The sequence below is a fragment of the Xanthomonas sp. 1678 genome (assembly GCF_031455575.1).
Taxonomy (GTDB): domain Bacteria; phylum Pseudomonadota; class Gammaproteobacteria; order Xanthomonadales; family Xanthomonadaceae; genus Xanthomonas_A.
In genome coordinates this window covers 148499-161873 of record NZ_JAVDSZ010000006.1, presented here as the reverse complement: position 1 = coordinate 161873, position 13375 = coordinate 148499, and the positions used below count along the sequence as shown (strand labels likewise).

The window sequence follows — 13375 nt, the reverse complement described above, 5'->3', positions numbered from 1 at the left end:
CGTGGCACTCGGCCGATGCGTTTGTCGAATCGCGCCGCGTCGACCGCGGTCAGCGAGCGAAGGCGCGGCGCTGCCGCTTGTCCGCGTACATCTCCGCATCGGCGCGTTCGAGAAGTTCCTCCAGCGCTTCCGCGTCCAGATCCCGTCGGTTGCACAGGGCCATGCCGAAGCTGGCCGACAGCGCGGTCGCGAACCCGTCGTCCTCGCCGGGCTTGGCAAGCGCCCCGCGCAGCGCATCGGTGAGCCCGCGCGCCTTCTCCGGCGTGGTCAGCGGCAGATACAGCGCGAACTCGTCGCCCCCGCGGCGCCCAAGCAACTGGCCCGGCCGCAGACAGCTCCGGCACCGCTTGACGAAAGCACGCAAGGCCGCATCGCCGGCGGCGTGTCCGAACTGGTCGTTGATGGCCTTGAGGTTGTCCATGTCGGCAACGATCACCGCCAACGGACGTGGCTCCTGCGCGGCCAGTTGCAGATCGTTGAGTACCTGCTCCAGGAATCCCGTCCGCGACAGCGCCCCGGTCACGGGATCGCGCACCAGCGCATGGCGCAGCCGCGTGTTGTCGGCGTAGAGCCCGGGGACGGCCAAACCGAAGTAGCTGTTCGCCGCCAGGCTGATCATGGCGAACTGCAGCGCGAGCGCCTGCGCCTCGAGCCGCAGCAGCGGCGTGGCCAGTGCGATCAGCAGGCTGAAGGCGGCGATCGCCACCAGCGCCTGCAGCATTCCGTGGGTATGCACGATCCACAACTGGATCACCACCACCACGAACAACGCGAAGACCACAGCCGGCTGCCGCGGCAACGCGGCCGCGAGCCACATCACCGCCAGGGTGACGCCGAGTAGGAGCCCTAGCTTGACCAGATAGCCCGAGGCGCTTCCGCTCGGCGCGATCATCCCCGACAAGCGCGGGATGCCAGGCCGCGGCGCGATCTGCAGGGACTCGGCCAGACGCAGCAGCGCGAGGATCGCCAGCGGGCCGAGCGCCAGCAGACCGGCGTAGTCGCCGATCGCCCACGGGATCGACTGGGCGAACATGGTCGGCAGGTCGATGGCGCCGGTGACGACCAGACCCGCGCCGCCCAGGCAGGCAGACAGCAGCGAGGCCACTCCGCCGCCCAGGATGAAGTAGGTGACCGCGCGCGGCAGGCTGGTCGAGGACATTCCCTGACCGACCCGGCGCAGCAGCCAGGCCAGGCCGCCCCAGATGCAGAACTGTTGCGCGGTGAACAGCAGCGCGTACTGCAGGACTGCCCGATCGGGGACGACCGTGTGGCCGGTCGTGCGATAGAAGCTGAGCAGCGTGGCCAGCACGCACGCGATGGCGATCGCCGGCGCACCGCGCCAGCCAAGCACCATGAAGGCGGCCAACGTCACCGCCACCGGCGGGAACCACAGGCTGGCATGCGCCTGATATCCCAGGACCCGCGCCAACTCGAAGCCCGCCAGCCACGCCGCCACCAGCGCCGCCGACAGCACCAGCAGCGCGCCAGGGCGGCGCGGCGCCGCGGCGCGCGTGCGGATCGGCGCCTCGGCGTCCCCGCCTGTCACCCATCCGCCTCCGGCTGGTCCCGGGCGGAAGCCGCGCCAGGGCCGACGAACGCCGTGACCGTGCTGTCGTCGCTGCCGCCCACCACCACCGACGCATCGGCGCACAGACGGATCGGCCAGCTCATGTTGCCCGCGGCCCAGTTCCATTGCAGCGTGCCATCGCTCGCATCCCACAGGGTGAACCCGCCGGGCGTGCCGTCGGGGTGGCCATCGGCCAGCCCCAGCCAGCGCCCGCCGGGGTCGAACGCCAGGCAGTTGGGCGAGTGCTGGCTGGGTGACGTCCACTGCAGCTGTGCCGCGCTACCGGCATCGGCGAACACTGCGACGACGCCGCCCTGCGCGAGATTGCCGGCGATCGCGACCTTGTCTCCGACGCGATCGCAGGCCAGCCCGTAGATGGTCTTGGCGCCACCGGGCATCGGCACGCTCCAGACCGGCGCGGGCATACCCTGGAACGCGGCCACGTCGAAGGCGTACAGCGTGCCGTCGCTGGCGCCGGCATAGGCCCTGCGCCCATCGGCGGACAGCACCGCGCCATGCGTGTAGGCGCCGTTGGGCAACTGCCAGCGTGCCAGCGCCGCCGGGTGTCCGGACGTGATCGAGAACAGGATGATCTCGCCGTGATAGCTGGCCACCAGCCCGGTGGCGCCGTCGGCGGCGATGCCGGTGGCGACCACGGTGTCGCCCGCGGCGCTCAGCACAATGCACGCAGGCGCGGCGAAGGCCGCGTCGCCATCGCGGCAGAACAGATAGCCCTGCTCGGCACCGGCCAGCAAGGTCCGCCCGCAGCCATCCAGCGAGACCATGTTGCCGCGGCCTGGAAGCGGAAACGACAGCAGCTCCTCGCCGCCCGGGACCGTCCAGGCCCCGATGAAGCCCGCATACGGATCCTGGCTCTTCCAGCCGCAGCTCGCCACGGTGCCCCCGTCCGCCGCGACATCGACCCAGTACACGCCCTGCCAGCCGTCGAATTCTTTCGCCAGCAACGGCTTGCCGGCACGATCCCAGACGTAGGTGCCGAAGCACCCGTCCTGGTTGTCGCGCACGTCGCTGCGCGTGGCAGCAGGCGCCAAGCGTTCGAAGATCTTGCGCTGGTCGACGGGCACGGCGTCCAGCCCGGCACTCTGCGACCCGCCGCCATAGTCGTGGAAGAAGGTGCCGGCGGCGATGACATCGCCATCGTCGGACACCGCCACCGAATTGATGTAATAGCCGGCATGCGGCTGCGTGGACCAGAGCACTTCAGGCGCGTCGTTCACGCAGACTCCCTCCCTTCGCTTGAAGAGTCCTCGATGGACCCTGCGAGCATGTGGCTGAAAACACGACACCGGTTGACGAACTGGATATAACCGGGATCACGTCGATTCCGTGTCATCGTGCCCTGCGCCTGCCCCGGCGATCGCCGGCCAGGCCGGCTCAGCGCACCTCGGCGATCTCCACTCCGTCCATGCCCTGCGCCAGGGTCTTGGCATCGCCGCCCTGGGCCAGCTTGATGCGCAGGCGCACTTCGTTCTGCGAGTCGGCGTGGCGCAGCGCGTCCTCGTAGCTGATCTCGCCGGCCTGGTACAGCTCGAACAGGCTCTGGTCGAAGGTCTTCATGCCCAGGTTGGTGGATTCCTTCATCACGTCCTTGAGCTTGTGGATCTCGCCCTCGCGGATGTAGTCCTGCACCAGCGGCGTGCCGAGCATGATCTCCATCGCCACGCGGCGGCCCTTGCCGTCCGGGGTCGGGATCAGCTGCTGGGCGACCACGCCGCGCAGGTTCAGCGACAGGTCCATCAGCAACTGGCCGCGGCGGTCCTCGGGGAAGAAGTTGATGATGCGGTCCATCGCCTGGTTGGCGTTGTTGGCGTGCAGGGTGCACAGCACCAGGTGGCCGGTTTCGGCGAAGGAGATCGCGTGGTCCATGCCTTCGCGGGTGCGCACCTCGCCGATCATGATCACGTCCGGCGCCTGGCGCAGGGTGTTCTTCAGCGCGTTCTCCCAGCTGTCGGTATCGATGCCGACCTCGCGCTGGGTGATGATGCAGCCCTCGTGCTTGTGCACGAACTCGATCGGGTCTTCGATGGTGATGATGTGGCCGGTGGAATTCTGGTTGCGGTAGCCGATCATCGCCGCCAGCGAGGTCGACTTGCCGGTGCCGGTGGCGCCGACGAAGATGATGATGCCGCGCTTGGTCATCGCCAGGGTCTTGATCACCGGCGGCAGGTTCAGCTCGTCGACGGTGGGGATGCGCGTCTCGATCCGGCGCAGCACCATGCCGACCTGGTTGCGCTGGTAGAAGCAGCTGACGCGGAAGCGCCCCACCCCGGCCACGCCGATGGCGAAGTTGCACTCGTGGGTCTTCTCGAACTCCTCGCGCTGCGCCGGGGTCATCACGTTCAGCACCAGGTCGCGGCTCTGCTGCGAGGTCAGCGGCGTCTGCGTGATCGGGGTGATCTTGCCGTGCACCTTGATCGCCGGCGGCATGCCCGAGGTGATGAACAGATCCGACGCCTTCTGGTGCGCCATCAGTTTCAGGAACGAGGTGAAGTCGATGGTGCTCATGGTTTGAGGCTCCGGGACCGGGGACCGGGGACCGGGGACCGGGGACAGCCGCGGCTGCCCCCTTCCCGCCACCCGAGTCTTCCACGATCCACTCAGTGGAAAATCACGTCGCGTCGCTGTTGCTTCCGGGTCCCCGGTCCCTGGTCCCCGGTCCCCGCTTCACTCGAAGACCCGCTTGTCCTTGGCGTACTCGCGGGCCTGATTGCGGGTGATCAGGCTGCGCTTGACCAGGTCCTGCAGGTGCTGGTCCAGGGTCTGCATGCCGGTCTGCTGGCCGGTCTGGATCGCCGAATACATCTGCGCCACCTTGTCCTCGCGGATCAGGTTGCGGATCGCCGGGGTGCCGACCATGATTTCCCACGCCGCGGTGCGGCCGCCGCCGACCTTCTTCAGCAGCGCCTGCGAGATCACCGCGCGCAGCGATTCGGACAGCATCGAGCGCACCATCGGCTTTTCGCCGGCCGGGAACACGTCGATGATGCGATCGATGGTCTTGGCCGCCGAACTGGTGTGCAGGGTGCCGAACACCAGGTGGCCGGTTTCCGCGGCGGTCAGCGCCAGGCGGATGGTTTCCAGGTCGCGCAACTCGCCGACCAGGATGATGTCCGGGTCCTCGCGCAGCGCCGAGCGCAGCGCTTCGTTGAAGCCGTGCGTGTCGCGGTGCACTTCGCGCTGGTTGATCAGGCACTTCTGCGAGGTGTGCACGAATTCGATCGGATCCTCGACGGTGAGGATGTGGCCGTATTCGTTCTTGTTGATGTAGTCGATCATGCCGGCGAGCGTGGTCGACTTGCCCGAGCCGGTCGGTCCGGTGACCAGGATCAGGCCCTGCGGCTGGTCGATCAGCTGGCGGAAGATCGGCGGGCAGCCCAGGTCTTCCAGGGTCAGCACTTCCGAGGGAATGGTGCGGAACACCGCGCCGGCGCCACGGTTCTGGTTGAACGCGTTGACGCGGAAGCGCGCCAGGCTGGGAATCTCGAACGAGAAGTCGACTTCCAGGAACTCTTCGTAGTCGCGGCGCTGCTTGTCCGACATGATGTCGTACACCAGCGCGTGCACCTGCTTGTGGTCCAGCGCCGGGATGTTGATGCGGCGCACGTCGCCATCGACCCGGATCATCGGCGGCAGGCCGGCGGACAGGTGCAGGTCGGACGCTTTGTTCTTGACCGAGAACGCCAATAGTTCAGCGATATCCATACGCTGCTTTTCCCCTTGGGCTGCGACTGGAAGGATGATTCCCCGGGCGGCAGTATAGCGCCCTTCCCCGTTGCCAGAAGCGCCGCCCGTGCCCCTCTCTCCCCTGCAGCAGATCCGCCAGGACATGGACCGCGCCGCGGCGTCCGCGCAGCGTCCCCACGCCCGCCTGCTGGCGGTGTCCAAGACCCAGCCGGCCGCGGCGATCGCGGCCCTGGCCGCGCAGGGGCAACGCGCCTTCGGCGAGAACTACGTGCAGGAAGCGGCGGGCAAGATCGCCGAGCTGAGGCCGCTGGAACTGGAATGGCACCTGATCGGCCACCTGCAGTCGAACAAGGCCGAGCAGGCGGCCGCGCTGTTCGACTGGGTGCAGACGGTGGACCGGCGCAAGCTGGTGGACGCGTTGGCCCGGCATCGTCCGGCGCAGCGGCCGCCGCTGAACGTGCTGATCCAGGTCAACATCGACGACGAGACCAGCAAGCACGGCTGCGTACCCGGCGACGTGGACGCGCTGGCGGAGGCCATCGCCGCGCAGCCGACGCTGCGCCTGCGCGGGCTGATGGCGATCCCGGCCCCATTCCCCGAAGAGGCGTTGCGGCGCACCGCGTTCCAGCGCATGCGCGCCCTGCTCGACGGCCTGAATACGCGGCACCCGGATGCCGACACGCTGTCGATGGGCATGAGCGGCGACTTCGCACTGGCCATCGCCGAAGGCGCGACGATGGTGCGGGTGGGGACGGCGTTGTTCGGGGCGCGAGGCGTCGGGACTCGGGACTCGGGACTCGGGACTCGATAAAAGCGGGCGTCGGGCATCCACAGCTCGTGCAGTTGCTATCTTTCGCTTCCCATCCCCCGTAACCGCCAGCCGCCATGACCCCACCGAGCCCCGAGTCCCGAGTCCCGAGTCCCGGCCCCACCATCGCCTTCATCGGCGGCGGCAACATGGCGCGCAGCCTGATCGCCGGGCTGGTCGGCCAGGGCCTCGCGCCCGCGGCGATCCGCGTCGCCGAGCCGGTGCAGGCGCTGCGCGAGGCGCTGGCCGCCGACTACGGCGTGCACGCCGTCGCCGCCGCGGCGGAAGCGGCCGACGGCGCGACGGTGTGGGTGTTCGCGGTCAAGCCGCAGGTGCTGCGCAGCGTGTGCGACGACCTGGCCACCCTGGCGCAGCAGCAGCGGCCGCTGCTGCTGTCCATCGCCGCCGGCATCACCGCCGGCCAGCTGGACCGCTGGCTGGGCGGCGGACACGCGCTGGTGCGGGCGATGCCGAACACGCCGGCGCTGCTCGGCGCCGGAGTCACCGGCCTGTTCGCCAACGCGCAGACCGGCACCGCGCAGCGGCGCCAGGCCGAACAGCTGCTGGCCGCCGCCGGGGTCACGGTGTGGGTCGAGGACGAGGCGCTGATCGATGCGGTCACCGCGGTCTCCGGCAGCGGCCCGGCCTATGTGTTCCTGCTCGCCGAAGCGATGGAAGCGGCCGGCATCGCCCAGGGCCTGCCGGCCGAGGCGGCGCGCACGCTGGTGCTGCAGACCGTGCTCGGCGCGGCGCGCATGCTCACCGAATCCGGCGAGGCGCCGAGCGAATTGCGGCGGCGGGTGACCTCGCCCAACGGCACCACCCAGGCCGCGATAGAGACGTTCCAGGCCGGCGGCTTCGAAGCGCTGACCGCCGCCGCCATCGCCGCCGCCGCCGCGCGCGGCCGCGCACTGTCCGCCGCCAACGACTGATCTTGGAGCCACCGATGCGCCGCCTGCCTGCCGCTCTGCTGCTCTGCCTCGCCCTGGCCGCCTGCTCGGCGCAGGAAACGCCACGTCCGGCCGCACCGATGGCGCCCGCGCCGGCGCAAACCGACTTCGGCGCGCTGCGCGTGCACTACAACGCGCTGCCGACACTGGCGATGAGCGAGACGGTGGCGCGGCGCTACGGCATCGAACGCGACGCCGACACCGCGCTGGTGATGATCGCGCTGCGCCGCGTGCAGGGCGGCGAAGAACTGCCGGCCAGCGGCCAGGTCAGCGCGGTCGCGACCGACCTCAGCGGACGCCGGCAACCCATCGCCTTGCGCGAAGCGGTCACCGACGCCTATACCGACTATGTCGGCACGGTGCGCATCAGCGAGCACGACCAGCTGAATTTCCAGGTGGATGTGCGCGGCGCCGACGGCGCGGGCACGGTGCGCTTCGCCCGCACGTTCTAGCGCGCCGCGTTTCCTAGTTGCCGTCGCCCCTGTAGGAGCGGCTTCAGCCGCGACCGGCATTACCGGTAACGCCTGTCGCGGCTGAAGCCGCTCCTACAATGTCCTGCGCTTTTTCCTGATGCTCAGGGCGCTGTCCAGCGCTGCGCGCCTTCGCCTTGCGCGCCCAGCGCGTCGGCGGGATTACTCAGGCGGCAGCGGCGCAGCGACAGGCAGCCGCAGCCGATGCAGTCGGTGAGCTGGTGGCGCAACTGGGTCAGCTGCAGGATGCGCGCGTCCAGTTCCTGCCGCCATGCCGCCGACATCCGCGCCCACTCCGCACGCGTGGGCGTGCGCGCATCGGGAAGCTGCGCGAACGCGGCCTTGATGCTCTCCAGCGGCACACCCACGCGCTGCGCGACGCGGATCACCGCCAGCCGGCGCAGCACGTCGCGCGCATAGCGGCGCTGGTTGCCGGCGGTGCGCAGGCTGTGGATCAGGCCCTTCTTTTCGTAGAAATGCAGCGCGGACACCGCCACCCCGCTGCGTTCGGCGACCTGGCCCACGCTCAGTTCCTGGTGCATCGGTTGACCTCGAGTTAGGTTGAGGTTGCATGCTGCGCGCCCATCGCCTGCCGCGCAACACCGCGCCGGCAGGCGAGCATTCCGTCTTGAGGTCGCACCGATGAACCAGCACGCTTCACCCGCAGGCGACCGCCGCGACGGCACACTGCCGGCGATGGCATCCGTCAGCACCGCTCCCGCCACTTCCGATTCGGTCCTTTCGCCGCGCTACCGCGCCACCACGCTGGGCATGGTCGCGCTGGTGTCGTTGATCGCGTTCGAGGCGCTGGCGGTGGCGACCGCGATGCCGACCGTGGCGCGCGAACTGGACGGGCTGCGGCTGTACGCGCTGGCGTTCGGCGGCACCCTGGCCACCAGCGTGATCGGCATGACCGTGGCCGGGCGCTGGAGCGACCTGCGCGGTCCGGCGACGCCGTTGTGGACGGGCCTGCTGTGCTTCGTCTGCGGACTGCTGCTGGCCGGCTTCGCAGGGTCCATGCCGATGCTGCTGGCCGGGCGGCTGGTGCAGGGCCTGGGCGCCGGTGCGATCTCGGTGGCGCTGTACGTGCTGGTCGCACGCATGTATCCGCAGGCGATCCGGCCGCGCATCTTCGCCGCGTTTTCCGCCGGCTGGGTGGTGCCGTCGCTGATCGGGCCGAGCATCAGCGGCCTGATCGTCGAGCATGTCGGCTGGCGCTGGGTATTCCTGGCGGTGCCGCTGCTGGCGCTGCCGTCGGCGGCGCTGTTGCTGCCGGCGCTGCGCCGTCTGTCGCCGCCGACGACGACGGCGCGCTCCGGCTCGGCGCCGCTGCTGTGGTCGATCGGCGCCGCAGCCGGCGTCTGCCTGCTGTACCTGGGCGGCCAGCAACAGGGCGTCGCGGCGGCGGCCACGGTGCTGCCAGCCTTGGCGCTGCTGCTGACCTGCGCGTGGCGGCTGCTGCCGCGCGGCACCTTGCGCGCCGCGCGCGGACTGCCCAGCGTGATCGCGCTGCGCGGTATCGCCGCCTCGGCCTTCTTCGGCTGCGAAGCGTTCCTGCCGCTGCTGCTGTCGCGCGAACGCGGCCTGTCGCCGACCTGGGCCGGCGTGGCGCTGAGCGTGGGCGCGCTGGGCTGGTTCGCCGGCTCCTGGTACCAGGGCCATCACGGCCGCGACGGCACGCGGCTGCGCCGGCTGCGCGTGGGCAGCGCACTGATGACGCTGGGCGTGGCGGTCACCGCGCTGGCGCTGCTGCCGGCGGTGCCCGCCGCCGTGGCGATCGGCGGCTGGACCGCCACCGGCCTGGGCATGGGCCTGATCTACCCGACCCTGTCGGTGCTGACCCTGACCCTGTCGCCGCCGGCGCAGCAGGGCGCCAACAGTTCGGCGCTGCAATTGAGCGAGGCGATCGCGGTGGCGACCACGTTGGCGATCGGCGGCTCGCTGTTCGCCGCGCTGCTGGCGCACTCGGTGACGGCGGCCTACCTGTCCACCTTCGCGGTGGCCGCGCTGCTGGCGCTGCTCGGGCTGGGCATCGTCGGCCGCACCCAGGCGGCAGCGCCGCGCTAGCGCCGGCGGTTACTGGCGCTGCGCCCAGGCCTGCACGATGGCCGCGATCGCGCGCACGCCGTCGGTCAATGCCGCCGGGCCGGGCTGCAGGATCAGCGGCGACTTGATCTCGAACAGCTGGCCGTCGCGCACCGCCGGGATCGCCGCCCACCCCGGCCGCGCGGCCACGCGCTCGGGGCGGAAGCGCTTGCCGCACCACGAGCCGAGGATGATGTCCGGCGCGCGCCGCACCACCTCGTCGCCGTTGGCCAGGATCCGCGCCTTGGCCAGCGGCTCGGCCGACAGTTCCGGGAACACGTCGTCGCCGCCGGCGATCCGCACCAGTTCGGCGACCCAGCGGATGCCGGTGATGATCGGCTCGTCCCATTCCTCGAAGTACACCTTCGGCCGCCGCGGCAGCGCGTCGGCCTGCGCGGCGATCGCGGCCAGCCCGCGCTCAAGGTCGTCGGCGTAGGCCTGCGCACGCGCGCCGGCGCCGACCAGCGCGCCGAGCCGGCGGATGTAGTCGAGGATGCCGTCGACGCTGCGGTGGTTGGCGATCCACACCTCCACCCCGTTGCGGATCAGTTCGGCGGCGATCTCGGCCTGGATGTCGGAAAAGCCGATCGCCAGGTCCGGCTGCAGCTTCAGGATCTCGCCGATCTTGGCGCTGGTGAAGGCGCTGACCTTGGGCTTGTCGCGCCGCGCCTGCGGCGGACGCACGGTGAAGCCGCTGATGCCGACGATGCGGTCCTGCTCGCCGAGCGCGTACAGCGTCTCGGTGGGTTCCTCGGTCAGGCAGACGATGCGCCGCGGGCCCATCTCAGTCCACCACCGGCATGCGGAAATACACCACGCGCTCGGTTTCCTCGAAACCGCAGGCGCGGTGCGCGGCCTGCGCCGCGGCGTCGTCGATCAGCGCATCGGAGGCCAGTTCGCTGCAACCCTGCGCACGGGTCCAGTCCAGCACTTCGCGCAACAGCGCGCGGCCGACGCCGCGGCCGCGCCATTGCGGCGCCACGTACCAGCCTTCCAGAAAGCCCACCGGGGAACTGTCGGTGCCGTTGACGTAGTCCTGGCGCAGGGTGGCGTCGGCGAAGCCGATCGCCTGGCCGTCGCCGTCGAAGGCCAGGAAGTTGGCCGCATCTTCGCGCTGCAAGGCTTCGGCCACGCCGCCGAACGCGTCGCTCTCGTCCGGCCACAACGCCATCCGCAGCGCCGCCCACACGCGCAGGTCGGCGGCACCGGCGGCGCGTACCGAAAAGGCATCGCTCACGGGAACAGCATCCGCTTGGACCAGTAGCCGGCGGCGTCGGCATCGTAGCGCCAGCGCTCATGCAGGCGGAACTTGCCGCCGTACCAGAACTCGAAACTGCGCGGCACCACGCGGAAGCCGCTCCAGCCGTCCGGGCGCGGCACCTCGCGGCCCTCGAAGCTGGCTTCGGCCTTGGCCACGCGTTCCTCGAATTCCTCGCGCGACTGCAGGGTCCGCGACTGCGCCGAGGCCCACGCGCCGATCTGGCTCATGCGCGGACGCGAGGCGAAGTACGCATCGGCCTCGGCGGCGGCGACCAGTTGCACCTCGCCGTCGATGCGCACCTGCACGCCGTCCTCGCGCATGCGCCGCCACAGGAACAACAGCGAAGCCTGCGGATTGGCCTGCAACTCGCGGCCCTTCTGGCTGTCCAGGTGGGTGTAGAACACGAAGCCGCGCGCGTCGTAGGACTTCAGCAGCACCACCCGCGAGGACGGCCGCGCCTCCAGCGTGGCCGAGGCGACGACCATCGCGTTGTATTCGGCCTCGTCGCTGCCGCGCGCCTCGGCGAACAGGTCGGCGAACGTGGACAGGGCTTCGGCGTAGAGATCGGGCATGGCGACAAGGCACTCGGCGGACGATGCGCCATTGTCGCGCCATGCACGGCGCGACGCACGTGCCGCCGCGGCCGGCCTGCGCCGATGGCGTCTCTGCTAGCATCGGCGGATGAATCCCGCCCCCAATCTCGTGCTGGTCGGCCCGATGGGAGCCGGCAAGAGCGTCATCGGCCGGCGCCTGGCCGAGCGCTTCAGCCTCGTCTTCGTCGACAGCGACCAGGCCATCGTCGAACGCACCGGCGCCAGCATCGCCTCGCTGTTCGAGCATGCCGGCGAAGCCGGCTTCCGCGAACACGAGCGCGCGGTGCTGGAAAGCGTGCTGAGCACGCCCGGCCATCTCATCTCCACCGGCGGCGGCGCGGTGCTCGACGCCGACAGCCGCCGCGAGATGCGCGAACACGGGTTCGTGGTGTACCTGCGGGTCAGCGTGGCCTCGCAGCTGCAGCGCCTGCAGCGCGACCGCAGCCGGCCGCTGCTGCAGCGCGGCGACCGCGAACGGGTGCTGCACGAGCTGCACGCGGTGCGCGAGCCGCTGTACCGCGAAGTCGCCGACCTGATCCTGGACACCGACCACCTCAATCCCGCCGAAGCCACCGCGCAGCTGGTCGTGCGCCTGGCCGCGTCGTGGAAGCTTCCGGAACCCACTGCATGACTGTTTCCCTGCGCTCGGTCCAGGTCGATGGCGACCCGGCCTACACCATCCACATCGGCCCCGGCCTGCTCGACGACGGCAGCCGCCTGGCCGCACACGTGCGCGGCCGCCATGTGCTGCTGCTCAGCGACAGCAACGTCGCCCCACTGTATGCCGCGCAGGTGCGCGGCGCGCTGCTGGCGGCGCGCCCGGAGCTGAAGATCGGCGCGCTGGTGATCCCGGCCGGCGAGGCCTCCAAGACCCTGGACAGCTTCGGCGCGGCGATCGCCGCGCTGGCCGAACTTGGCGCCACCCGCGACGCCTGCGTGCTGGCGCTGGGCGGCGGCGTGGTCGGCGACCTGGCCGGCTTCGCCGCCGCCTGCTGGATGCGCGGGGTGGACTGCGTGCAGCTGCCGACTACGCTGCTGGCGATGGTCGATTCCTCGGTCGGCGGCAAGACCGCGGTGGACATCGCGCAGGGCAAGAACCTGGTCGGCGCGTTCCACCCGCCGCGCGCGGTGCTGGCCGATACCGCCGCGCTGCGCAGCCTGCCGCCGCGCGAACTGCGCGCCGGCCTGGCCGAGGTGATCAAGTACGGCGCGATCCGCGATCCGCTGTTCTTCGAATGGCTGCACGCCGAGCGCCGCGCGCTGCTGGACGCCGAGCCGGCCGCGCTGGCGCAGGCGATCGCGCGCAGCTGCGAGCACAAGGCCGAGATCGTGGCCCGCGACCCGCTGGAGAAGGGCGAGCGCGCCCTGCTCAACCTCGGCCACACCTTCGGCCACGCGATCGAGACCGAACAGGGCTATGGCGCGCCCGGCAACGACAACCTCAACCACGGCGAAGCGGTGGCGGTCGGCATGGTGCTGGCGGCGGAACTGTCGGCGCAGCTGGGCATGGCCACGGCGCAGGACAGCGCGCGGCTGCGCGCGCTGCTGGCCGACTTCGAGCTGCCCACCTCGCTGCCGGCCGGACTGGCGCCGCAGGCGCTGCTGGAACGGATGCGGCTGGACAAGAAGAACATTGCCGGGCGCCTGCGGCTGGTGCTGTGGCGCGGCATCGGCCATGCCGAGGTGGTCCCGGACGTGGACGAGGCGGCGGTGCTGGCGGTGCTGGACGCCGCGGTGCGGGCCGCGGCGTAGCGCAGCCTGCCGCGCCGAGGCATCCATCGGCCCTCGCGGCCGGCTCGCCGCACCTCCCTGTGGGAGCGACTTCAGTCGCGACGAGCGAAGCGTGGGCCTTACGCCGCCGGACAGCGCCGGGACCGAAGTCCCTCCCAGAGCATCCAGCCAGCATGCGCGCGTGCCCTCACGGCGCCCGGGGCGC

Annotated in this window: 14 protein-coding genes; 6 read left to right on the top strand and 8 right to left on the bottom strand. The window is 70.8% G+C overall.

The window, feature by feature from the left end:
• Positions 1-49 precede the first annotated feature (49 nt).
• From J2Y70_RS12780 to J2Y70_RS12765, 4 genes are all read right to left on the bottom strand, one after another.
• Complete coding sequence (locus tag J2Y70_RS12780) at positions 50-1474, bottom strand: diguanylate cyclase (protein WP_309918031.1); 1425 nt, start codon at positions 1472-1474, stop codon at positions 50-52.
• A gap of 68 nt (positions 1475-1542) precedes the next feature.
• Positions 1543-2805, bottom strand: a complete 1263-nt coding sequence (locus J2Y70_RS12775; protein ID WP_309918030.1) for a PQQ-binding-like beta-propeller repeat protein — start codon at positions 2803-2805, stop codon at positions 1543-1545.
• Positions 2806-2962: 157 nt separating this feature from the next.
• A complete protein-coding gene (locus J2Y70_RS12770) occupies positions 2963-4093 on the bottom strand; it encodes a PilT/PilU family type 4a pilus ATPase (RefSeq protein ID WP_263112813.1) in 1131 nt (376 codons plus the stop codon).
• Positions 4094-4252: 159 nt separating this feature from the next.
• Positions 4253-5290 carry a type IV pilus twitching motility protein PilT gene (locus tag J2Y70_RS12765; RefSeq protein ID WP_185815705.1) on the bottom strand — a complete coding sequence of 346 codons (1038 nt, stop codon included), beginning with the start codon at positions 5288-5290 and terminating at the stop codon, positions 4253-4255.
• Between the two features lie 88 nt (positions 5291-5378).
• Here J2Y70_RS12765 and J2Y70_RS12760 point away from each other — a divergent pair, with 88 nt between their 5' ends.
• The 3 genes from J2Y70_RS12760 (at position 5379) to J2Y70_RS12750 (ending at position 7482) form a co-directional block, all read left to right on the top strand.
• Positions 5379-6083 (top strand): YggS family pyridoxal phosphate-dependent enzyme, encoded by a 705-nt coding sequence (locus tag J2Y70_RS12760; protein ID WP_309918023.1) that lies wholly within the window; start codon positions 5379-5381, stop codon positions 6081-6083.
• 74 nt (positions 6084-6157) lie between these two features.
• A complete protein-coding gene (gene proC / locus J2Y70_RS12755) occupies positions 6158-7012 on the top strand; it encodes a pyrroline-5-carboxylate reductase (RefSeq protein WP_309918021.1) in 855 nt (284 codons plus the stop codon).
• Between the two features lie 14 nt (positions 7013-7026).
• Positions 7027-7482: a DUF4426 domain-containing protein gene (locus J2Y70_RS12750; RefSeq protein ID WP_309918018.1), complete on the top strand. Its 456-nt coding sequence runs from the start codon at positions 7027-7029 to the stop codon at positions 7480-7482.
• Between the two features lie 122 nt (positions 7483-7604).
• On the opposite strand, the gene soxR is transcribed toward J2Y70_RS12750, so the two are convergent.
• On the bottom strand, positions 7605-8042 hold the full coding sequence (gene soxR, locus J2Y70_RS12745) for a redox-sensitive transcriptional activator SoxR (protein ID WP_263395274.1): 438 nt from the start codon (positions 8040-8042) through the stop codon (positions 7605-7607).
• 154 nt (positions 8043-8196) lie between these two features.
• Between soxR and J2Y70_RS12740 the strand changes: the two genes are divergently transcribed.
• Entirely contained in the window at positions 8197-9567 is a 1371-nt protein-coding gene (locus tag J2Y70_RS12740) for an MFS transporter (RefSeq protein WP_309918325.1), read from the top strand.
• A gap of 9 nt (positions 9568-9576) precedes the next feature.
• Here J2Y70_RS12740 and J2Y70_RS12735 read toward each other — a convergent pair whose 3' ends face one another.
• From J2Y70_RS12735 to pdxH, 3 genes are read right to left on the bottom strand one after another with little or no spacing between them, the layout of a single operon-like run.
• Entirely contained in the window at positions 9577-10368 is a 792-nt protein-coding gene (locus J2Y70_RS12735) for a cobalamin-binding protein (protein ID WP_309918016.1), read from the bottom strand.
• Position 10369: 1 nt separating this feature from the next.
• The gene (gene aac(6') / locus J2Y70_RS12730; protein ID WP_309918013.1) at positions 10370-10822 is read right to left on the bottom strand and encodes an aminoglycoside 6'-N-acetyltransferase; all 453 of its coding nucleotides are present in this window, start codon (positions 10820-10822) and stop codon (positions 10370-10372) included.
• The gene (gene pdxH / locus J2Y70_RS12725; RefSeq protein WP_263395277.1) at positions 10819-11418 is read right to left on the bottom strand and encodes a pyridoxamine 5'-phosphate oxidase; all 600 of its coding nucleotides are present in this window, start codon (positions 11416-11418) and stop codon (positions 10819-10821) included. The genes aac(6') and pdxH overlap by 4 nt, the downstream gene beginning before the upstream one ends.
• A 109-nt stretch (positions 11419-11527) precedes the next feature.
• Here pdxH and J2Y70_RS12720 point away from each other — a divergent pair, with 109 nt between their 5' ends.
• Positions 11528-12070: a shikimate kinase gene (locus J2Y70_RS12720; RefSeq protein WP_263395278.1), complete on the top strand. Its 543-nt coding sequence runs from the start codon at positions 11528-11530 to the stop codon at positions 12068-12070.
• A complete protein-coding gene (gene aroB, locus J2Y70_RS12715; protein ID WP_309918008.1) occupies positions 12067-13191 on the top strand; it encodes a 3-dehydroquinate synthase in 1125 nt (374 codons plus the stop codon). Before J2Y70_RS12720 ends, aroB begins: the two co-directional genes overlap by 4 nt.
• Positions 13192-13375: the final 184 nt, after the last annotated feature.

Coding starts and splice junctions, on each gene's coding strand:
- pdxH (WP_263395277.1), bottom strand. CDS start 11,418: ATGCCCGATCTCTACGCCGAAGCCCTGTCCACGTTCGCCGACCTGTTC.
- J2Y70_RS12720 (WP_263395278.1), top strand. CDS start 11,528: ATGAATCCCGCCCCCAATCTCGTGCTGGTCGGCCCGATGGGAGCCGGC.
- J2Y70_RS12765 (WP_185815705.1), bottom strand. CDS start 5,290: ATGGATATCGCTGAACTATTGGCGTTCTCGGTCAAGAACAAAGCGTCC.
- J2Y70_RS12740 (WP_309918325.1), top strand. CDS start 8,197: ATGGCATCCGTCAGCACCGCTCCCGCCACTTCCGATTCGGTCCTTTCG.
- aroB (WP_309918008.1), top strand. CDS start 12,067: ATGACTGTTTCCCTGCGCTCGGTCCAGGTCGATGGCGACCCGGCCTAC.
- J2Y70_RS12750 (WP_309918018.1), top strand. CDS start 7,027: ATGCGCCGCCTGCCTGCCGCTCTGCTGCTCTGCCTCGCCCTGGCCGCC.
- soxR (WP_263395274.1), bottom strand. CDS start 8,042: ATGCACCAGGAACTGAGCGTGGGCCAGGTCGCCGAACGCAGCGGGGTG.
- J2Y70_RS12770 (WP_263112813.1), bottom strand. CDS start 4,093: ATGAGCACCATCGACTTCACCTCGTTCCTGAAACTGATGGCGCACCAG.
- J2Y70_RS12735 (WP_309918016.1), bottom strand. CDS start 10,368: ATGGGCCCGCGGCGCATCGTCTGCCTGACCGAGGAACCCACCGAGACG.
- proC (WP_309918021.1), top strand. CDS start 6,158: ATGACCCCACCGAGCCCCGAGTCCCGAGTCCCGAGTCCCGGCCCCACC.